The organism is Pseudomonas sp. GW456-L12 (assembly GCF_059424045.1).
In genome coordinates, this window is record NZ_JBWKZA010000008.1 from 71,247 (window position 1) to 91,693 (window position 20,447).

The window sequence follows — 20,447 nt, forward strand, 5'->3', positions numbered from 1 at the left end:
CTGCACGATACAATCAGGCGGTGACGCACATGGACAACCCCTTTCAGCTGATTACCGATGCCTTCGCCCCGGAATACCGGGTCAACCTGAGCATCCAGGGCCTGGACGGCAGCATCATGCTGACCCTCTCCAAGGCCGGCCGGGTCGTGGCCAAACGCATGATCAGCGCCGAGCAGCGCAACGATCCGCAGCGGCTCAAGCGCCTGGTGCAAAGCATTCAGTTTGGCATCGCCATCGAGCAGGGCCACAGCGCCGTGGCCATCCTCGAAGCCATGACCAACAGCGACAGCTTCAAGCTGCCGCTGCCGGCCGCCAAGGGCCGGCCGCCCCTGAGCGTGGCGATTTAAAGCTCGCCCTTCTCGACTTCCGGGTGCTCGCTGGAACCCGCGCCGACTTTGCGTTGCGGGTGTTCGATTTTCACCGAGGGGAACTGCGACGAGGCGTAGCGCACCACCAGGATCGAGAACGCCAGCAGCAGGATACCGCCGCACAGGTAGATGATCCCCAGGTCCGGCGGGTTGTGGTGCGACACATTGGAGATCAGCAGGCGGGTCAGCGCGGTGATCGCCACGTAGATCAGGAAGCGCACCGGCATGTGGTTGGTCTTGAAGTAGATGCCGACCATGGCGCCCAGTTCGAGGTAGATGAACAGCAGGAGAATGTCATCGATCTTGATATGACCTTCTTCGAGCATCCCGAGAAACTCCATCACCGCCGCCCAGGCCGTCACTGCGCCGATGGCGAACAGCGCCAGGTAGTGAAAGGTCTCGACGAACAGGTTGCCCAGGGACTCGGCCAGCTGATGGACGTTCTGCCGCAGTTTCTCGGCCCAATTGATTTTCACGATGGTTTTTCCTTAGGTCGACTCGACCGGATGATGCGGGTTGGACGTGACGGTTGTTCTGCATGCAGAAAAAAGGCCAGCGTCGGGGGTGAGATGGTGGCTGATGCAGACAAGGCACGTTCAGGCCGGCGGCAATCTGTAGCAGCGAGCTTGCTGGCGATAGCGTCTGTTCAGACAAGGTGCTGAATGGCCGCTGCGCGGATAGCGGGCAAGCTCGCTCCTACAGGGGAAGGCTGACAAACCCGGAAACCCGACTAGATTAAAAAGCCACTATTCAAAGCAGAAGGATTCGCTTATTCTTCGCGCCTGTATATAAATACAGTAGTAGCAAATACCCATTATCGTGAAGGCATGTGAGGTGGTGAATGGCCGTCGAAGTGGTATACCGCAGCAGCCGAGATCTGGAGCGCTTGTTCATGGATAAAGCCGAAGCTGACCGTCATGACAAAATGCTCGAACTGGCTGAATTGCTGGCGCAAGTGTTGCAAAAAGCCGTGCCGTCCCTGAGCGAGCAGCAGGTGGAAGAAGCCGGGATCTACATGGCGAAGAACCGCGATGTGTTCGCCAAGGCCTTCAAGAGCCAGCCGGACGCCCTGTCCGAACTGCTCAGCGCGCCGGTTGCGGCGGCCGAGCCAGAGGCTCCGCTGGCAGCGCCCGAAGCCGCTGAACCCGCAGCACCGGCCAAGCCCGCCAAGGCGAGCAAAGCCGCCAAGTAAGCAGGCTCGAATTGAACAGGCCCTGGGTTTGCGCCCAGGGCCTTTTTCATGCCTGTGGAAAACTAAAGCTCAGGTTGCTCCAGCGCCTCTACCAGCGCCTTGAAAAACCGCGCCGCCTCGCCGCCGGTGACCACCCGATGATCGAAGGTCAGGGACAGCGGCAGCAGCGGATGCACCACCACCGCGCCGTTCAGGGCCACCGGTTCGTCGCGGATCACCCCGGCGGCGAGGATCGCCACTTGCGGCGGCACCACCACCGGGTTGGCGTAACGGCCAAACAGGGTGCCGAAGTTGGACAGGGTCAGGGTCGCGCCCATCATCTCCTGGGGTGGGATCGAGCGTGCCTGCACGTCGGCGCGCAAGCGCGTCACCCCGGCCTTGAGGTCCGCCGCGTCGCGCTGGCCGACATTGCGCAGCACCGGCACGAACAGGCCATCGGGGGTGTCCACGGCAATGCCCAGGTCGAGGTGCTGGTGCTGCTTGATCGACAGGCTCTTGCCATCGAACGCGCTGTTGAGCACCGGCTCCACCGCGCAGGCCGCCGCCAGCGCCTTGGCCAGGCGGATCAGCGGATCGCGGGCCTGGCCCCAGCGGTGCAGGTCAGCATCGCCGTAAATCGTCACCGGCACCACCTCGGCATGGGAGCGGGCCATGTTCAGCGCCATGCTCCGACGTACCCCGCGCAGCCGGTCACCGCCGAACCGCTCCCGTTCCTGCTCCGCGGCGTTTTCCACATCGCCGCGGCTGATCAGCCCATCCTTGGCCGACCCGCTCAAGGCATTCACGTCCACGCCCAGTTGCCGGGCCATTTGGCGCACCGCTGGCGTGGCGCGGACTGCCATATGCTCGCGGGTCGAGGGCGCGGCGCCGACAAAAAACCGGTCTTCCTGGCTGGCCCCGCCACCTTCGAGGCGCCCGACCACGGTGCCGGCATCCGCCTCGCCTTCGTAGCCGAGCAAGGGTTCGCCGACATGCAGGATGTCACCCGGCGCGCCATAGGTTTTCGCCACCACGCCGTCATAGGGCGCGGGAATGTCCACCAGGGCCTTGGCGGTTTCCACCGACACCAGCAACTGATCGGCCTTGACCGCATCGCCGGCCCTGACGTGCCATTCGACAATCTCCGCTTCCTGCAGGCCTTCGCCCAGATCAGGCAGTTTGAAATATTTCATCGCAGCCTCCTCAGGCGAAGTTCAGGGTGCTGTCGCAGGCGTGAAGAATGTCTTCGACGCCGGGGATGTACAGCGACTCCAGGCGATACAGCGGCGGTGGAATGTCCGGCGCGGTGACCCGCAGGATCGGCGCCTGCAATTCCAGCAACACCCGCTCGTAGAGGCTGGCGGCGATTTCCGCGCCGACGCCGCAGGTGCGTGGCGCCTCGTGCACGATCACGCAGCGCCCGGTCTTGCGCACCGAGGCTTCCAGGGTGTCGAGGTCCAGCGGCTTGATGCAGGCGACGTCGATCACCTCTGCCGACACGCCCTGCTCGGCCAGCGCGCTGGCGGCCTGCAGGGTCTCGACGATGCTCGCGCCCCAGCTGACCAGGGTGATGTCGCTGCCTTCGCGCAGGGTGAAGCAACTGTCCAGCGGCAGGCGCTTGCCGTCGTCCACCAGCGGTTGCGGGTTCATGCGGTAGAGGCGGGTTGGCTCGAGGAACAGCACCGGGTCGGGGTCGTCGATGGCCGCCAGCAGCAGGCCGTAGGCCCGCGCCGGCGAGGACGGCACCAGCACCCGCAGCCCCGGAATGTGGGCGAACAACGCTTCGGTGCTTTCACTGTGATGTTCCGGTGCGCGAATGCCCGCGCCCATGGGCGTGCGCAACACCATCGGGCAGGTGATGCGTCCGCGGGTGCGGTTGCGCATGCGGCTGGCGTGGGACACCAGGTGCTCCATAGTCGCGTAAATAAAGCCCATGAACTGGATTTCCACCACCGGCTTCAGGCCTTGGGCGGCCATGCCCACCACCAGCCCGCCGAGCATGGTTTCCGCCAGCGGCGAATCGATCACCCGCTTGAAGCCAAAACTGTCGCGCAGCCCCAGGGTGGCGCGGAACACCCCGCCGTTCACACCGACGTCCTCACCCAGGACAATCACGTTCTCGTCCTCGGCCATGGCCCGGTGCAACGCCAGGTTCACCGCTTCCAGCAGGCTGAATGTGCCGTTACTCATGGTCCGCACCTCCCGCACGCCGCGCCAGCCGTTCGAGGAACACCTCGCGCTGTTCGGCCAGGGCCGCCGGCCACTGTGCGTAGACGTAGTCCAGTACCGACTCGGGGGCCTGGGTGCCCGCCGCCTCGAAGTTATCCACAGCACGCTGCACCAGCGCCTGGCATTCCACCATCAGCGCCTGCTCGCGGTTTCCGTCCCAGACGCCCTGCCCGACCATGAAGCGTTGCAGGCGTTTGACCGGTTCTTCCAGCCAGGCCTGCTTGACCTCATCCGCGGCCCGATAGCGCGTGGCATCGTCGGCGGTGGTGTGGTCGCCCAGGCGATAGCTCAGGCACTCCAGCAGCACCGGTCCCTTGCCATGCCGGGCACGTTCCAGGGCTGCCCGCACCCGGTCGTACACCGCGAGCATGTCGTTGCCATCGACCTGCTCGCCGTGGAAGCCGGCGCCGATGGCCTTCTGTGCCAGGGTCGGCGCGCCGCACTGGATGCGCCGTGGCACCGAGATCGCCCACTGGTTGTTGTTGACCACGAACACCACCGGCAACTGCCAGGTGCCCGCCACGTTGAGGGCTTCGAGGAAGTCGCCCTTGCTGGTGGCGCCGTCGCCACAGGTGGTCACCACCACCCGGTGCTCGCCACGGATCTTGAATGCGCTGGCCACGCCGCAGGCATGCAGGGCCTGGGTGGCGATCGGCACACAGATCGGGAAATCCTCGGCCACCGCCGGGTCGGCGAAATCACTGCCGCGCTCGTCGCCGCCCCAGTACAGCAGGATCTCTTCCATGCGCACCCCGCGCATCAGTTGCACGGCGGTGTCGCGGTAATAGGGCACCAGCACGTCTTCGGGCTGCATCAGGCTGCCGATGGCCACGCCAATGGCTTCCTGGCCGAGGGTCGGCGCATAGGTGCCGATGCGTCCGGTGCGTTGCAGGGCCACGGCTTTCTGGTCGAACAGGCGGGTCAGGACCATCTGCCGGTAGAGCCGGGTCAGCAGATTGAAGTCGTCGGCCCAGGCCGGCAGGTCGCCGAGCAACTGGCCGTCCGGGGACAAATAGCGGGTATAGGGAAGTGCAACCTTGTGCGGCATCACATGGCTCCTGGCACGCCGGGTCAGCGTGCAGTCGTTGCGCCTCGCGCTTGTGGCGCGGGGCCTACAGGGCGAAATGGCCGGGTAGGGCCCTCGCGCCTAGCGGTACAGCACACGCTCCGCCAAGTCGTCGGCCACCCGCGCCGGGGAGCGCTTTTCAGCCTGGGCATGGGCGAAGACTTCGGTGAGCCGCTGGCTGATCTTCGACAGGTGGGCGGTGATGGTCGCCAGGTCTTCACCGCGATGCTTGAGCGAAACGTAGATCAGCCCGCCGGCGTTGATCACGTAATCCGGCGCGTAGAGGATGCCGCGGTTTTCCAGCTGGTCGGCGACCTGCAGGTTGGTCAGCTGGTTGTTGGCCGAACCGGCCACCGCCGAGCAGCGCAGTTGCGCCACGCTGTGGCTGTTGAGCACGCCGCCCAGCCCGCAGGGCGCGAGGATGTCGCACGGGGTGCTGAGCAAGGCTTCGTTGGCGATCGGATGGGCGCCCAGTTGCTCCATGGCCAGTTGCACCTTGCCGGAATCGATATCGCTGACCAGCAGTTCGGCGCCCGCGGCATGCAGTTGCTCGGCGAGGGCGAAGCCGACATTGCCAAGGCCCTGGATCGCCACCCGCAAGCCTTCGAGGTTGTCGCTGCCCAGGCGCGCCATGGCGGTGGCGCGGATGCCGGCGAACACCCCCATGGCGGCATGCGGTGCCGGATCGCCGGAGGCGGTGGTGCTGGTGACGTGCTGGGTGGTTTGGGCGATGCAGTCCATGTCGGCGACCGAGGTGCCGCTGTCGATGGCGGTGATGTAGCGGCCATCGAGTTGCTCGACGCAGCGCCCGAAGGCTTCGAACAAGGCGGCGCGGCTTTCGACGTGTGGCGGACGGATGATGACCGCCTTGCCGCCACCATGGGGCAAGCCGGCCAGGGCGGCCTTGTAGCTCATGCCTTGGGCCAGGCGCACGGCATCGACCACGGCACTTTCGTCGTCGGGGTAGGCAAGGTAACGACAGCCTCCCAAGGCAGGCCCCAGGCGGCTGCTATGAATGGCAATCACCGCCTTCAACCCGGTGGCCGGGTCAACGCTCAGGTGCAGCGATTCAAGGCGAGTGCTTTGCATGAGAGCGAACATCGTCGGGCTCCCGAATCACTTCTTGTAGTCGCCAGTATAGGCTTGTGCATGAAAATTGCTGGAGCGCGCGGGAATAAGCCCGGTGCCTTTCCGGGCTTTAGGAAATAACCTGCTACGGCATGTGTGCGGCACTGGACGAACGCCCGCGACGGGGCTAAAACGAGGCATTCGCCGGAGATTTCGATGAACCCGCGTCAAGCTTTTTTCGCCTGCCTGCAACAGTCCCCGCCCGCCCTTTTCGAGGCGGCGCTGTGGATCGCCGCCGAGCACGACAAAGAGGTGGCGCCCGAGCAGTTGCTACAGGACTTCAAGGAGCTGCAACAGCGGGTCAGCGCAGGCTTGCCGCTGCTGCCGGTCAGCGAACTGGGCCAGCCGCTGCTGCGGCGCATGAACGACCTGGGCTTCCAGCAGGACGAGTTCCTGCCGCTGCGCCCGCAGGCGGCGCTGCTGGACAAGGTGCTGCACACCCGGCGCGGGCAACCGCTGGCGCTGGGGCTGATCGCCCTGGAGCTGGCGCGGCGCCTGGAGATCCCCATGGTCGGGGTCAACTTCCCCGGGCACTTTCTATTGCGCGTGCCCGGTGCCGATCACCTGCTCGACCCTTGCGGCGGGCGCCGCCTGTACCCCAACGACTGCCGTGAACTGCTGGAGCGCCAGTACGGACCGAACATCAAGCTGGCCGCCGAGCACCTGGCCACGGCCAGCCCGCAGCAAATGCTCCAGCGCCTGTCGCGCAACCTGCGCCAGTTGCACCTGAGCCACGACGATCACCTCAACGCATTGATCGATGCCGAGCGGGTCCTGGAACTGGGCAATGGCAGCGCCTCCGACTACCTGGCCCGCGCCAGCCTCTACCAGCACCTGGACTGCCCCAACGCCGAACGCTTCGACCTGGAGCACGCCCTGCTGCTCAGCGAAGACCCGATCCAGCGCCTGCGCCTGACCGAACGCCTGGGGCACCTGCCGCCCAATACCATCGTCCACTGATGGGGCGCTCTGCCTCCCATGCCACAATGCCCCGGCGACAACTCTCCGTTTGCTTCAAGGATGAACAGCATGAACAGCGCCGAACGCTTTCTTCAGGACTTTCACCAACGTCGCCCCGGCACCACGCCGCCGGCCTTTTCCGGGCTGAGCCTGCCAGGGCGCGGTTCATCCTACGAGATGCTGGCAGCCACGCTCGCCACCGCTCAGCCCGGAGCCCGGGTGCTGGACCTGGGCTGCGGCGACGGGTTCCTGCTGGATCTGCTGGCCAGGGAATATCCCGAAGCCCGGTTGACCGGCGTGGACATGAGCGCGACCGAACTGCAGGCAGCCCGCACCCGCCTCGCGAACCGCAGTGTGCTGCTCAATGAGCGGGCCCAGTGCCTGTCGATTGCCACCGGCAGCATCGATGCCGTGGTATCGCACCTGGCCCTGATGCTGATGAGCGATATCGAACAGGTGCTTGGGGAGATCCATCGAGTCCTGGCCAAGGGTGGGCAACTCTCGGCCATCGTCGGCCGGGCCTTTCTGTTGGGCGAGCCGGGCCAGCACTACTTGCAGGCCTTTCGCGCCGCCGCCCGACGCGATCAGCTCCGTCCCCTGCCCCTGGTGGATCCCCGTACTCAGTCACAGCGTGGATGGCGGGAGCTGTTGGGCCACAGCTTCACCTCGCTGCACTTCGAGGAACTGGACCTTGAGTGGACGCCCACCTTCGAGGAACTCTGGGACTCGTTGGGAGAAACCTACGACCTGGATCGCCTGACACCCGCCAATCGCGCGTTGATGAAGAGCGAACTGCGCACGGCCACACAACCCTTGCTACGGGCAGACGGCACGCTGCTGACCGGCTGGGGGTTGCTGCTGATCCAGGCCAGGGCGGCATGACAGCCCCGCCCGGGCTCTGGCAGGATGCTCGGCTCACACCAGGGAATGGGCACAGCATGCTGATCAGAAAAGCTCATGGCGACGACGCGCAACGCGTCTTCGTCATTCGCAACCGAGCCATCAACCAGCAGTGCAGCGGCCATTACCCCGCCGCCGACCTGCAGGTCTGGACCGCCGGCAGCCTGGGGGACTACTTCATCGAAGTCCTGGAGAAGACCGGGCACGTAGCCGTCATCGACGGCCAGATCGCCGCCAGCGGCATGCTCGATCCGGAGTCGGGGCAGGTCGATGCGGTGTTTGTCGATCCGGCGTACATGGGCCGCGGGATCGGCCGGCAGATGATCGACTATCTCGAACAGCTGGCACTGCAGGCCGGCCTGCCGCACCTGATCCTGGACTCGACCCTGAACGCCGCAGACTTCTATCGCCACTGCGGCTTCGTCGGCGAGCAGGTTGCCCAGTACCATTCGCCCCGGGGCCTGACCCTGGCCTGCGTGCCGATGATCAAGCATCTGGCACGCTGAGCCCGTACACCTTCAGGGTTTGAGCGGCGCCTGCAGTTCTGGGGCAGGCTCCGCGCCTGCCGAAGAAGCCTCGGACGGCGAGCGCACCTGGATGATCAGCAGCGCCGCAATCACCGCCGGAATCGCGCAGAAGAAAAAGATCTGCTGCACCGGGATGTGCATTGCCAGCAGCAGGCTGCCGAACAGCGGGCCGAGGATCGAGCCGAAGCGACCGACGCCCAGGGCCCAGCCGGTGCCGGTGGCGCGGACATGGGCCGGGTAGAAGTTGCTAGCGAAGGCGTTGAGGGTCAGTTGGCCGCCGATGATGCAGAAGCCGGCGGCGAAGACGAAGGCCACCAGGTAACGCGGGTTGTCGTGGTTCAGGCCCAACAGCAGGGTACACAGCGCCGCCCCGGCCAGCACCGCCGAGAGCAGCCGTACCTTGCGTTGCAGGCGGTCGGCGAACCAGGCCATGCAGATCGCCCCCAGGGTGCCGGCGAACAGGAACATCGAGGTCACCAGGTTCGCTTCGTTCAACCCCAGGCCACTTTCCAGCAGCAGCGACGGCAACCAGCTGATCATGAAATACAGCAGGATCAGGCTGACGAAAAAGGTCGACCAGATCAGCAGCGTCGGGCGCGCATAACCGTGGCGGAACAGCTCGATCACCGTGAGCTTGCTGCCCTGCTCGGCTTGGTTCTGCGCGGCCGAGGCGGCCGGTGGTTGCCAGTCCGGCAGCATGCGCGCGGTGACCCTGCGCAGGCGCGCATAAGGCGGCTGATCGCGCAGCAGGCGCGGCAACGATTCGGGGAGGAACCAGGCCAGGAAGGGAAACAGCAGCAACGGCGTGACACCGCCGGCGAGGAACACCGCCTGCCAGCCGAAGCGGTCGATGAAGCCCGCGGCGACAAAACCGCCGGCCGCGCCGCCGAAAGAGAAACCGCAGGCGGCCAGGGTCACCATCAGGGTACGCAGGCGCGGCGGCGAATATTCCGACATCAGCGCCATGGCGCTGGGCATCGCCCCGCCCATGCCGATGCCGCAGATAAAACGCGCGACCATCAGGCTGTTCAGCGAATCGGCGAACACCATCATCACCGTGAGGCTGGCGTAGATCAGCACGCAGGCCAGCAGAATCCGCCGCACGCCAAACCGGTCCGCCAGCGGCGTCACCGCCAGCGAGCCCAGGGTCAGGCCCAGCAGGTTGGCACTGAACACCGGACCGAACGCGGCCTTTTCCAGGCCCCAATCCTGGGCCAGGGCCGGCACCACATAACCCAGCACCTGGGCGTCGTAGCCGTCGGTGACCAGCAACAGGGCCAGGAGCAGAAGAAGCAACCACTGATAACGCGACACCGGACGGGCGTCGAGGGCCGCCCGGAAGCTGGCAATCTGATTGTGCATCGCAAGGTACCTGCTGTTTTTTATGGTTATGGGAGCCGGCAGACCGTCATTGCTCTTGGGCGGCAAGGATCGGTCTTGTGTACATCTTCAGGCGCGGGAGCAAACTGCTCCCGCAGACCTGTCTCCTGTAGCCGCTGCCGCAGGCTGCGATAAGGCCGAAGGCCTTCAGCGATCCTGAGATCTTCGCGACCGTTCCGGTCGATCGCAGCCTGCGGCAGCGGCTACACAGGTCAAGCGGGCGTATCGGGCTGGTTGGCCGGATGGGCCTTCTGGAACGCCGAATGTTCGGCGGCCAGGGCGGCGACCCGGCGAATCCGCGGGTAGGCGTCCAATGGCACCTTGAAGCGCTCGGCCGCGTACAACTGGGGAATCAGGAAGGTGTCGGCCAGCCCCGGTTGCTCGCCGAAGCAATACCCCTGCTCGCCGATCAACTGCTCGACCGCCGCCAGGCCGGTGCTGATCCAGTGGCCGATCCAGTCCAGCACCCGTGCCTCATCGTAGCCCCACTGGCGCAGCAGGTTCTGCGTGCTGGAGTTGTGCAGCGGATGAATATCGCAGCCGATCAGCAACGCCACCGCCCGTTCATGGGCGCGGGCCGCCAGCTCCTGGGAGAGCAGCGGCACCTGTGGATAACGTTCTTCCAGGTATTCGACGATGGCCAGCGACTGGATCAGCAGCTCGCCGTCGTCGGTGCGCAAGGCCGGCACGCGGCCTTGCGGGTTGATCTGCAGGTATTGCGGCTGGCGGTTCGCACCGCCGCCGGCCGCCAGCAGGTTGACCGGCAGCGCCTGGTAGTCCAGGCCCTTGAGCGCCAGCGCGATGCGCACCCGGTAGGACGCGGTCGAACGGTAGTAGGTATAGAGCTCCATAACGCGCACCTCTTCTTAACGGGAAGGCAGGACTTTACCGCGGCATTCGCCGAAACCGATGGACGCGAAACCCTCGCGGCGGCAGCGGCCGCGCAGGATGATTTCGTCGCCGTCCTCAAGAAATTTACGCACTTCGCCGGACGCCAGTTCGATCGGTTTCTTACCGCCTTCGGTGATTTCCAGCAGGCTGCCGAACTGGTTGCTTTGCGGGCCCGACAGGGTGCCCGAACCGAACAGGTCGCCGGCCTGCAACTGGCAGCCGTTGACGCTGTGGTGAGCGACCATCTGCGCCACGGTCCAGTACATGTACTGGGTGTTGCTCAGGGTCAGGCGGTGGGCCGGCAGACCTTGCTCGCGCATCGCTTCGGTGAGCAGCAGCACTTCCAGCTCGATGTCGAAACCACCGGCGGCCTGGTCGCGCTTGTCCAGCAGATACGGCAGCGGCTGCGGGTCGCCTTCGGGACGTGGCGTCTGGGCACGGCGGAACGGCTCCAGGGCTTCGGCCGTCACCACCCAGGGCGAGATGCTGGTGATGAAGCTTTTCGACAGGAACGGGCCCAGCGGCTGGTATTCCCAGGCCTGGATATCCCGCGCCGACCAGTCGTTGAGCAGGCAGAAGCCGGCGATGTGCTCGGCAGCGTCGCCAATGGCGATCGGCTCGCCCAGCTCATTGCCCTGGCCGATCCAGATGCCCAGCTCCAGTTCGTAGTCCAGCCGCGCGCATGGGCCGAAGGTCGGCTCGCTCTGGCCGGCGGGCAGGGTCTGGCCCTTGGGCCGGCGTACGTCGGCACCGGAAGTACGGATGGTGGAAGCGCGGCCGTGGTAACCGATCGGCACGTATTTGTAGTTCGGCAGCAACGGGTTGTCCGGGCGAAACAGCTTGCCGACGTTCTGCGCGTGCTCGATGCCGACATAGAAGTCGGTGTAGTCATTGATCCTTGCCGGCAGGTGCATCTGGCAATCGGCGGCCAGGGGCAGCAGTTTCGCGCCCTGGGCCTCGACCTTGCCACGCAGGCTGCTGCCTTCACCGAGCAATTCCAGCAGGCGCTCGCGCAGGGCCACGCGGGCCGGGCGGCCCAGTTCGAAAAAGGCATTCAACTGGCCGCCACGGGTGGCATCCACCGCGGCCTTGGCCGGGCCCTCGAACAGCCCGGCGTCGAGCGCCGCTTCCAGGTCGAAGATGTGCTCGCCGATGGCCACGCCGCTGCGCGGCGCCGAACCCTTGTGGCTGAACACCCCCAGCGGCAGGTTCTGCAGCGGGAAGTCGGCATGGTCGTTGGCGGAGGCAACCCAGCTGCGGGTGATGGTTGGCTGATTCATGGGTTATTTCCGATTCGGGTTGAAGGTGGCGGGCAGCGAGGCCCAGCAAGCATCGTAGTCGTTCTGCAATTGCGGGCACTCCAGGGCGAACTGGCTCGGACGCAGCACCTGGCTGGTCTCGAACATGAAGGCCATGGTGTTGTCGATCTTGGCCGGTTGCAGCTCGGCGTTGATGGCCTTGGTGCAGCTTTCGCCATCCGGGCCGTGGGCGCTCATGCAGCTGTGCAGCGAAGCGCCGCCGGGTACGAAACCTTCGGCCTTGGCATCGTAGGCGCCCTGGATCAGGCCCATGTATTCGTTCATCAGGTTGCGGTGGAACCACGGCGGACGGAAGGTGTTCTCGGCCACCATCCAGCGCGGAGGGAAGATCACGAGGTCCAGGTTGGCCAGGCCGTGCACGCTGGTGGGCGAGGTCAGCACGGTGAAAATCGATGGGTCCGGGTGATCGAAGCTGACGGTGCCGATGGTGTTGAAACGGCGCAGGTCATATTTGTACGGCACGTTGTTGCCGTGCCAGGCCACCACGTTCAGCGGCGAATGATCCAGCTCGCAGCCCCACAGCTCGCCGAGGAATTTCTGCACCAGGGTCGTCGGCTGCTTGAGGTCTTCGTAGTGGGCGACCGGGGTCAGGAAGTCCCGCGGGTTGGCCAGGCCGTTGCTGCCGATCGGCCCCAGGTCGGGCAGGCGCAGGGGCGCGCCGTGGTTTTCGGCTATATAGCCGCGCGCCTGCGGGTCCAGCAGTTCGACGCGGAACTTCAGGCCGCGGGGCAATACCGCGATCTCCAGCGGTTCGACTTCCAGCACCCCAAGCTCGGTGGCGATGCGCAGGCGACCCTGTTCGGGCACCAGCAGCAACTCGCCGTCGGCGTTGAAGAACACCCGCTCCATGGAGCGGTTGGCGCGGTAGGTGTAGATGCTGATCCCGGCCGGTTTCTGCGCTGCCGAGTTGGCGACCATGTTCACCAGGCCGTCGATGAAGTCGGTCGGCTCACTCGGAATATCCAGCGGGTTCCAGCGCAACCGGTTGGGCGTGATCTCGCCCAGCGGCCCGCCCGCCAGCTGGCGATCCAGCTTGGCGAAGGCCGGGTGGTTGGCCGATGGCTGGATGCGGTACATCCAGGTGCGCCGCGCTTCGCTGCGGACCATGGTGAAGGCCGTGCCGGAGAAGAGTTCGGTGTAGAGACCGTAGGGGGCTTTTTGCGGGGAGTTCTGGCCGACGGGCAAGGCGCCTGGCAGGGCCTCGCTGGAAAACTGGTTGCCGAAGCCCGACTGGTACGCAAGCCCGGACGCCGTGGAATCGAGGTTCATGGAGCCTCCTGGAAGTGGAGTTGGCAGCGGCCTGCGACTCCATGGAGAGAGCTCTCGGCACGCCTGCGTTATTTTTATCGTAATCCAATTACGGATAACGTAATTTGATTGGTATTGACCGTCAAGCTATAAAGACGCCCATTCGTCCCGGGATCACACCGCCTCCATGGAAAAGCCGCGCAGCACCAGCGACAGCAACGGTAAACAGAAAGTCCGCTCGGCCGAGGTCGGCACCGACATCCTCAAGGCCCTGGCCGAGCTGTCGCCGGCGACCTCGCTGTCGCGCCTGGCCGAACATGTGCAGATGCCGGCGAGCAAGGTTCACCGTTACCTGCAGGCGCTGATCGCCAGCGGCTTCGCCGAACAGAACACCGCCACCAACCACTATGGCCTGGGCCGCGAGGCCTTGCGGGTCGGCATGGCCGCGCTGGGCAGCATGGATGTACTGAAGGTCGCCGCCCTGCCCCTGGCCGAGCTGCGCGATGAATTGAACGAGACCTGCTTCCTCGCGGTATGGGGCAACCAGGGCGCGACCGTGGTGCATATCGAACCGGCCGTGCGCGCGGTGACGGTGGTGACCCAACTGGGTTCGGTGCTGCCCTTGCTCAGCTCGTCCACCGGGCTGGTGTTCGGCGCCTACCTGCCGAATCGCGAAACCGTCGATTTGCGCGAGCAGGAACTCAAGGCCCACGCGCCCCATGCGCTGGCGGACGAGCAGGCCTATGCCGCCCTGTGCGAGCAGATCCGCCAGCGCGGCCTGCACCATGTGCACGGCCTGCTGATGCCCGGCGTGGATGCCTTGTCGGCACCGGTGTTCGACGCCACCGGCAAGGTCGCCGCCGTGCTGACGGTGGTCGGCCCGACCTCGCTGTTCCACGCCGACGAAAACGGCCCGGCGGCGCAACGCCTGCTGGCCGCGTCCCAGGCGGTGAGCTGGCGCATGGGTTACCAGCCCTAGACGCGGATCCATCCAACCGTCAGCTTTGCGGCCGCTGCGCGACCGATCGCAGGCTGCGCCAGCGGCTACAACAACCCCGACCTCTGTAGCCGCTGCCGGAGGCTGCGATCGGCGGCGTAGCCGTCGTCAAAGCGGGCCGCGCGTTTTGGCGGGAGGCCGCGTTGTCAGGTTGGCGGCCCTGATATTTGTTCGACCACTACATCAATCCCAACGTCTTGGCCTTGGCCACGGCCTGGGTGCGGCGCTCCACCCCGAGCTTGCTGTGAATGCGCCGCGCATGGGTCTTCACCGTGTGCAGGGAAATGAACAATTGCTCGGCGATCTGCTGGTTGGAACTGCCCAGGGCGATCAGTTGCAGCACCTCCAGCTCCCGCTGGCTCAGCGGGCTCTCCCCTGCCGCCGGCAGCGGCACAGGCGCATCGGGTTCGGCCACCGGCTGGACGTCAAACATCCGCGGCTGACGCAGACGCAACTCATGCAGCGCCTGGTGCAGGTTGCACCGGGCACCGAGTTCCAGCCCCTCCTGCAAGGCACGGGCGGACAACACCCGATCCCCCAGCAGGAAAGCGACCTCGGCCAGGGCCAGGTGCAACTCGGTCTGCAGGCACAGCATGCCCCGTTGCCGGGCCTGTTCGAGCAGGCGCTGCAAGTTTGCCACCGGTGCCTCGGCACGCTGCAGGTACACCTCGGCCAGCACCAGCAGGTACTCGATGCGCGGAATCAGTTCGAGGGTGGCCGGTGGCGCCTGGCGCGCCTGGGGCCCGCGATAGTGACGCAGCACCCGGCTCAAGGCCTCCTGGGCCAGTTCCGGCCGCCCCTGTTGCAACCAGAACACGCTGCTGACCTGCAGCAGCACCGCGCGGTACACCGTGTCCGGGATCTGCCGTTGCTGCATCAGCCGCTCGGCATCGCGCAGGCGCACAAACGCGTGGGCATAGTCGCCCTGGTTGGCGGCCAGGAACGCCTGGCCGAGAAACCCGTACAGGGCGCGCTTGTCGTGACTGAGCAGACAGCGTTCGAGCCCGCTCTGGAAATGCCCGGCGGCCTGTTCCGCCTGCCCCTGGCGCAAGGCCAGGCGCCCTTGGCGCAAGGCGATACGACCCAGCAGCGGGCCGACCCGATAAGCCTGGCGACTCAACAATTGCTGCACATCGTCCAGCAGGCTCTGCGCCCTGTGGGGCGCCCCACGCTGCTCCAGCAGTTGGGCATGGTCCAGCTCCAACAGCGCTTCGAACAGCAATGAACCCTGGGCCCGGGCCAGGCACAGCGCCTCGCGGTTGAGCATCTGCGCCACGTCCAGTTCGCCCCTGAGCAAGGCCTGCTGGGTCAGGCCCGAAAGGCACAGCAGGCGGGTCGGCCAGGCATGGGCCGGCAGTTCGCTCAGCGCCTCGAGAAAATGCATCCGCGCCGGTTCCATCAACCCTTGCAGATGCAGCAGCCAGCCCTGCTGCGCCTGCCAGCGCGCCACCAGTTGCCGCTGCCCGGAGGCCGTCGGCTGCGGCGTGAAACGCGCCATCTGCGCCACGCAGTGTTGCGCCTGGTCGAAACGCCCGGCGAACAGCAAGGCCGCCGTCAACAGCCCGACCAACTGCGGGCTGCCGAGCAGCAGTTCCTCGCCCTGCTGCTCATGCAAACGCAACAGCAACACCACATTCTGCTGCTCGAACAGGTGCTCGAAACTGAAGTGCTGCAACAGGCTGACCGCCACTTCGTATTCCTGCGCCAGCAACGCCTGCTCGAACGCCGCCTGCCAGTCCTCCTGCGCGGCGAACCACTGGCAGGCGCGGCGATGCCAGGAGCGTCCCGCCGGCCAGGGCTCGTCGCGCATCAGCCGGGCCAGGGGCGAGAACACTTGCAGCCACTCCGGCGCAGCCTCCCAGGGTTCGATGAAGCAGCCCAGTTCCTGCAATGTCCGCAGGTACTGGGCCCCCTCCCCGGCGCCGAACAAGTGTTCGCACAACGCGGCATTGAAGCGCGGCAGGTGCGCCAGCACATGCCAGACCTCGGACAGCTCCGCCGGCAACACGCTGAACAGTTCGTGCTCCAGGTATTCCAGCAGGGTATTGGGCCGCCCCTGCCGGCATGGCGTGGCCACCAGCTCGCTGCCTTCGAGCAGGGCGATGCGCACCCCGGCGCACCAGCCGGCACTGCGCTGGAAAATCCGGCTGGCGGTGTGGATCGACAAAGGCTGCGGCAATTGTTGCAGCAGTCGCTCGATGTCCTCCTGGGTGAACGCCAGCTCGGGCCCCGTGCATTCGTAGAGCTGGTCGTCGAGCAGCAGCCGCGGCCAGTTGCATTGCGGCCGGCGGCGGCCGCCCAGCCACCAGGTCAGCGCCGGATTGCTGATCGCCAGCAGGCGGTCGAGCAGCAGGTCCAGCGGCGGCGCGGCGACCCGGCAGTAATCATCGAGGAACAGCCAGGTCGGGCTCTGCACCTGCGCCAGATGGTCCAGCACGGCGGCCTCGTCCGATACGGCCAGGCCCAACGCCCGCGCCAGCTCGCCGCACAATTGCAGCGGTGTCTGCGCGGCCCCGGCCTGGGGCAACCAGCACACCCGGCACCCGGCCGGCGCCTGCAACAGGCATTCGGCGAGCAGGGCCGTCTTGCCGCTGCCAGCCGGCGCACAAAGCAATTTCACCCGGGCGGGCGATGCCAGGAGCGGGGCACTCAAACGGCTGCGGGACAGGTGATGGGAGGACAAACGGGGCAGGAATCCAGGACAGGGAGTCATGGCGGTCATTGCGGCGTGCCTTTTTATAGTTTTAGCCTGCGTGCCCCCACCCTAGCCTTGTCGCCGGTGCTTGTTGAGAAGTATTCAGCGCGCTGATCCGCGCCCATAAAAAAGGCGACCGATCGGTCGCCTTTTGCCATCGTTTGTATCCCGGGCCTTACCGAACGCCGGTTGCGCGCAGGGCGGCCGGAGTGTAGTCGGCGGCCTTGGCGGCGAAACCGAACTCGAAGCTGTGCTTCTCTTCGTTCTTCATCCCCAGGGCGAGGTAGCGCCCGGCGATGATGTCGTACAGCGCTTCGAGGGTGTAGGCCGGTACCTGGGCGTTGTAATAGAACTGCGCATGCCCTTCGGCCACCCGCCACAGCTGGCCGCGACCGTCGTAGTGGTCCACCAGCGCCACCTGCCAGCTGTCCTCGTCGATGTACATGTGGCGCTTGGCGTATATATGCCGCTCGCTCGGCTTGACCGTGCCGACCACTTCCCAGACCCGGTGCAGCTCGTAGCGGGTCAGGTCCTGGTTGATATGCCCGGCCTTGATGATGTCGTCGTACTTGAGGCTCGGCGAATCCAGCTTGTAGCTGTTGTAGGGGATGTACATCTCCTTCTTGCCCACCAGCTTCCAGTCGTAGCGGTCCGGCGCGCCGGAGAACATGTCGAAGTTGTCCGAGGTGCGCAGGCCGTCGGCGGCGGTGCCCGGCCCGTCGTAGGCCACTTGCGGGGCGCGGCGCACACGGCGCTGGCCGGCGTTGTAGATCCACGCCAGGCGCGGTTCCTTCACTTGGTCGAGGGTTTCGTGCACCAGCAGCACGTTACCGGCCAGGCGCGCCGGAGCGGTCACCGCCTGCTTGAAGAAGGTCAGCACGTTGGCGCCTTTCTCCGGGTCCAGGTCAGGGATCTGCTGCGGCACCGCCACCTCTTCCTCGAAGCGGATCGGCGTGTAGCTGCCGTTGGTCTGCGGCGTGGCCTGGGTGATGATCCGGCGCAGGTTGCCGCCGCGATAACGGGTGGTGTGGTTCCACAGCACTTCCACGCCGGTCTTCGGAATCGGGAAGGCGTAGTAGCGGTTGCCGGTGAAATTGGCCAGGCCGTTGCCTTCGTTGATCGAGGTGACGTTCAGCGCGCTGCGCTTGGCCGACTCGTAGATGTCCGCCGGCAGGCCGACCGTGCGGTGGGTCGGGTAGACCGGGATCTTGTAGGTTTCCGGGTAGCGCTTGAACATCGCCACCTGGCCGTCGGACAGCTTGTCCTTGTACTTGTCGACAGTGGCCGCGGTGATGGTGAACAGCGGCTTCTCGTTGGCGAACGGGTCGGCGAGGAAGCCCTTGGCATCCACCGCCCCGGCGTTCTTGCCGATACCACCGGTCCAGGCCGGGATCGAGCCGTCGGCATTGCCGGCCTTTTCCGCGCCGAGCGGGGTCAGGCTGGTGCCGAGCTTGTCCGCTTCCTGCGGGGTGACCGCCGCCATCACGTTGACCGCCAACAGGGTCAAGGCCAGGGCACCGCATTGCAAAATCGTCTTGCGCATAAAGTTGTCCTTCTTCAGGGCCGGATCAGAAGTTCACGCCGAAGCTCAACGCGAGGAAGTCGCGGTCTTTGAGGGTGTTGTAGTCACCGCCGAAAAAGTCGGTGTAACTGAGGCTGGCGGTGTAGGTGTTGCGGTAGTCGGCATCGACCCCGAGGCTCACCGCCTTGGCGCCTTCGTTGAACAGGCCATTGGGGCCGTAGCCATTGACGTCGTGGGACCAGGACAGGTTGGGCTTGAGGTTGATCCCGGCGATCAGGTTGTTGTAATCGAGGATCGCCCGGGCGCGATAACCCCAGGACGTGGCGGTGACGAAACCGTCGGTATCGCCACCGAAACCGTACTGGCCGTAGACCGAATCGCGGCCGTAGCGCAGCTGGCTTTTCGACTCCAGGCCACCGACATGCACGATCGCCGCCTCGCCCACCAGGGTCAGGCGGTCGGCACCCAGCACCTGGTCGAAGAACTGGGTCAGGGTGCTCTGGACCTGGGTGATTTCCTTGCGCCGGTAACCGGTGTTGTCGGCGCCCGCCGAGGTCCGCACCGGCGACGCCAGGCCACCGGCGATGGGGTTGACCAGGGCCAGGGTCAGGTCGTTGGTGTTGATCTGCACCGGGGCGTTGGGCCGGTAGCTGATCTCGCCGGTCCAGGCGGTGCCGGTGGGCAGCGTGGTGGAGAAGCTGGCGCCGTACAGGCGGATGTCTTCCGGGTACTCGAGGTAGTACTGGCCGCGCCCGAGCATCACGCTCTGGGCCAGGGCCGAACCGGTGCCCGGGGCGATGCGGTTGGCGGTGCTGACGATCCCCGGAATGCTCGCCAGGGTGCTGCTCCCGGCGGTGATGGTGCCAACCGTCGGGGTGCGCGCGTGGTAGTTCATGAAGTACAGGCCGTACTCGGTGTCGTCGCCCAGCCAGCGCAAGGCGGTGCCCCACTGCCCGGAGTCGCGGGCATCGCGGTCGCCGGCGCGGCCGATCACCACGCCTTCGGGGGCCACGGTGAAGCCCTGGCCGAACGCCGCGGCAATCGGTTGCAGCGGGCGGATCGCCGGGCTGCCGACGGTGTAGCCAGTGGTGCAGCCGTCCGCCACCACGTCGTTGCCGAAGAAGGTGCCGCAGTTGTCGACCACGGTCTGGTCCCACTCCAGCTGATAGAAACCCTCCACGGTCAACTGGTCGGTCAGGCCCTGGGAAGCGAACAGCATGTTCACCGGGATCAGGCCTTCCTTGATCTCGGCACCCGGGCGGCGAAACGCCGAGACGTCGATCGGGTTGATGCTGTTGATCGAGTTGCCGATGAAGGTGCTTTCGCCCCAGCTGACCACCTGCTTGCCGGCGCGCACAGTACCCGGCAGGTCGGCGATGGAGTAGTTGTGATAGATGAAGGCATCGAGGACCTGCCCGCCGGACGACTTGGCGCCCTCCTTGCGGTTGTGGTCGCTGATGGGCTTGAACTCGCGGTCTTCGTCCTTGAGTTCGAAGTCGTACCAGTATTTGCCACGGACGAAGACGCCGGTGTCGCCGTACTTCAGTTCAAGGTCGTGGATGCCCTTGAATATCTTCGAGAAGGTCTCGCCCTTCTTGAAATTCAGGCGCCCGTCGTCGCCGGTGGAAGACTGCCCGCGACCGCCATTGGACACACCCACCAGGTCCTTGTCGGCATCGCGCATGCCCCAGCTGGCACCGATGGACAGCGACGAATCGAACTGCCCCTCGATCTCCCCGATGTTGAATGAAACGGCCTGCGCCTGGGTGCAGCCCCCCAAGGCCACCGCGACGGCCAGCGCCCGCGGTGTGAAGATGGCGCGCATTGTTGTTTTTGTCATGCGTCTTCCCCGGTGAGTGACAGAAGGCCTCACCCTACTGCCGGCGCACAGGAGCGATAAGCGCACCAAGGAGGTATTCGCGTTGTCGCCCGAAAGGATGAATGCCCTCGCCAGCCGGGCCTTTGCGCGGTGCATCGACGGGCTGGATGGACGGGTATCAGGTGGATGGATTGCGCCCTTGCAGGGCATGTCCCCACGGCGTGCAC

The 20,447-nt window shown here is 65.7% G+C and carries 17 protein-coding genes and 1 pseudogene; 6 read left to right on the forward strand and 12 right to left on the reverse strand.

Going from position 1 to position 20,447, the window contains the following annotated elements; genetic code table 11:
* Positions 1–29: 29 nt before the first annotated feature.
* On the forward strand, positions 30–347 hold the full coding sequence (locus AC07Y9_RS12640) for a DUF3509 domain-containing protein (RefSeq protein ID WP_007932393.1): 318 nt from the start codon (positions 30–32) through the stop codon (positions 345–347).
* Here the strand turns inward: AC07Y9_RS12640 and AC07Y9_RS12645 are convergent.
* Entirely contained in the window at positions 344–844 is a 501-nt protein-coding gene (locus AC07Y9_RS12645; protein ID WP_009042237.1) for a phosphate-starvation-inducible protein PsiE, read from the reverse strand. The two genes, AC07Y9_RS12640 and AC07Y9_RS12645, sit on opposite strands and share 4 nt — an antisense overlap.
* Positions 845–1,209: 365 nt before the next feature.
* On the opposite strand from AC07Y9_RS12645, the pseudogene AC07Y9_RS12650 reads away from it, so the two are divergent.
* A pseudogene (locus AC07Y9_RS12650) lies at positions 1,210–1,467 on the forward strand (YebG family protein); the annotation flags it as partial.
* Positions 1,468–1,622: 155 nt separating this feature from the next.
* Here the strand turns inward: AC07Y9_RS12650 and AC07Y9_RS12655 are convergent.
* The 4 genes from AC07Y9_RS12655 to AC07Y9_RS12670 all read right to left on the reverse strand — a co-directional run bounded on the left by AC07Y9_RS12655 (position 1,623) and on the right by AC07Y9_RS12670 (position 5,935).
* Entirely contained in the window at positions 1,623–2,732 is a 1,110-nt protein-coding gene (locus AC07Y9_RS12655; RefSeq protein ID WP_102678611.1) for a dihydrolipoamide acetyltransferase family protein, read from the reverse strand.
* 10 nt (positions 2,733–2,742) lie between these two features.
* Positions 2,743–3,729, reverse strand: a complete 987-nt coding sequence (locus AC07Y9_RS12660; protein ID WP_053259683.1) for an alpha-ketoacid dehydrogenase subunit beta — start codon at positions 3,727–3,729, stop codon at positions 2,743–2,745.
* A complete protein-coding gene (gene pdhA / locus AC07Y9_RS12665; RefSeq protein WP_102678612.1) occupies positions 3,722–4,816 on the reverse strand; it encodes a pyruvate dehydrogenase (acetyl-transferring) E1 component subunit alpha in 1,095 nt (364 codons plus the stop codon). The genes AC07Y9_RS12660 and pdhA overlap by 8 nt, the downstream gene beginning before the upstream one ends.
* 99 nt (positions 4,817–4,915) lie before the next feature.
* Positions 4,916–5,935 carry a Leu/Phe/Val dehydrogenase gene (locus tag AC07Y9_RS12670; RefSeq protein WP_007932382.1) on the reverse strand — a complete coding sequence of 340 codons (1,020 nt, stop codon included), beginning with the start codon at positions 5,933–5,935 and terminating at the stop codon, positions 4,916–4,918.
* Between the two features lie 183 nt (positions 5,936–6,118).
* Here AC07Y9_RS12670 and AC07Y9_RS12675 point away from each other — a divergent pair, with 183 nt between their 5' ends.
* The 3 genes from AC07Y9_RS12675 to AC07Y9_RS12685 all read left to right on the forward strand — a co-directional run bounded on the left by AC07Y9_RS12675 (position 6,119) and on the right by AC07Y9_RS12685 (position 8,328).
* Entirely contained in the window at positions 6,119–6,922 is an 804-nt protein-coding gene (locus tag AC07Y9_RS12675; protein ID WP_009042234.1) for a SirB1 family protein, read from the forward strand.
* Between the two features lie 69 nt (positions 6,923–6,991).
* A complete protein-coding gene (locus tag AC07Y9_RS12680) occupies positions 6,992–7,804 on the forward strand; it encodes a class I SAM-dependent methyltransferase (protein WP_173679748.1) in 813 nt (270 codons plus the stop codon).
* A gap of 56 nt (positions 7,805–7,860) precedes the next feature.
* Complete coding sequence (locus AC07Y9_RS12685) at positions 7,861–8,328, forward strand: GNAT family N-acetyltransferase (protein WP_102678614.1); 468 nt, start codon at positions 7,861–7,863, stop codon at positions 8,326–8,328.
* 12 nt (positions 8,329–8,340) lie between these two features.
* Here the strand turns inward: AC07Y9_RS12685 and AC07Y9_RS12690 are convergent, their stop codons facing one another.
* The 4 genes from AC07Y9_RS12690 to hmgA all read right to left on the reverse strand — a co-directional run bounded on the left by AC07Y9_RS12690 (position 8,341) and on the right by hmgA (position 13,208).
* Positions 8,341–9,711, reverse strand: a complete 1,371-nt coding sequence (locus AC07Y9_RS12690) for an MFS transporter (RefSeq protein WP_087091282.1) — start codon at positions 9,709–9,711, stop codon at positions 8,341–8,343.
* Positions 9,712–9,941: 230 nt separating this feature from the next.
* Entirely contained in the window at positions 9,942–10,580 is a 639-nt protein-coding gene (gene maiA, locus AC07Y9_RS12695) for a maleylacetoacetate isomerase (RefSeq protein ID WP_102678615.1), read from the reverse strand.
* 15 nt (positions 10,581–10,595) lie between these two features.
* On the reverse strand, positions 10,596–11,900 hold the full coding sequence (gene fahA, locus AC07Y9_RS12700; RefSeq protein WP_101336867.1) for a fumarylacetoacetase: 1,305 nt from the start codon (positions 11,898–11,900) through the stop codon (positions 10,596–10,598).
* Positions 11,901–11,903: 3 nt separating this feature from the next.
* Positions 11,904–13,208 carry a homogentisate 1,2-dioxygenase gene (hmgA, locus tag AC07Y9_RS12705; RefSeq protein WP_102678616.1) on the reverse strand — a complete coding sequence of 435 codons (1,305 nt, stop codon included), beginning with the start codon at positions 13,206–13,208 and terminating at the stop codon, positions 11,904–11,906.
* Between the two features lie 166 nt (positions 13,209–13,374).
* On the opposite strand from hmgA, the gene AC07Y9_RS12710 reads away from it, so the two are divergent.
* Positions 13,375–14,166, forward strand: coding sequence for an IclR family transcriptional regulator (locus AC07Y9_RS12710; RefSeq protein ID WP_007930806.1), 792 nt, complete (start codon positions 13,375–13,377; stop codon positions 14,164–14,166).
* 196 nt (positions 14,167–14,362) lie between these two features.
* On the opposite strand, the gene AC07Y9_RS12715 is transcribed toward AC07Y9_RS12710, so the two are convergent.
* The 3 genes from AC07Y9_RS12715 to AC07Y9_RS12725 form a co-directional block, all read right to left on the reverse strand.
* Entirely contained in the window at positions 14,363–16,906 is a 2,544-nt protein-coding gene (locus AC07Y9_RS12715; RefSeq protein ID WP_102678617.1) for a LuxR C-terminal-related transcriptional regulator, read from the reverse strand.
* 148 nt (positions 16,907–17,054) lie between these two features.
* The gene (locus tag AC07Y9_RS12720; RefSeq protein WP_102678618.1) at positions 17,055–18,422 is read right to left on the reverse strand and encodes a DUF1329 domain-containing protein; all 1,368 of its coding nucleotides are present in this window, start codon (positions 18,420–18,422) and stop codon (positions 17,055–17,057) included.
* 25 nt (positions 18,423–18,447) lie between these two features.
* The gene (locus AC07Y9_RS12725) at positions 18,448–20,241 is read right to left on the reverse strand and encodes a DUF1302 domain-containing protein (RefSeq protein WP_102678619.1); all 1,794 of its coding nucleotides are present in this window, start codon (positions 20,239–20,241) and stop codon (positions 18,448–18,450) included.
* Positions 20,242–20,447 lie beyond the last annotated feature (206 nt).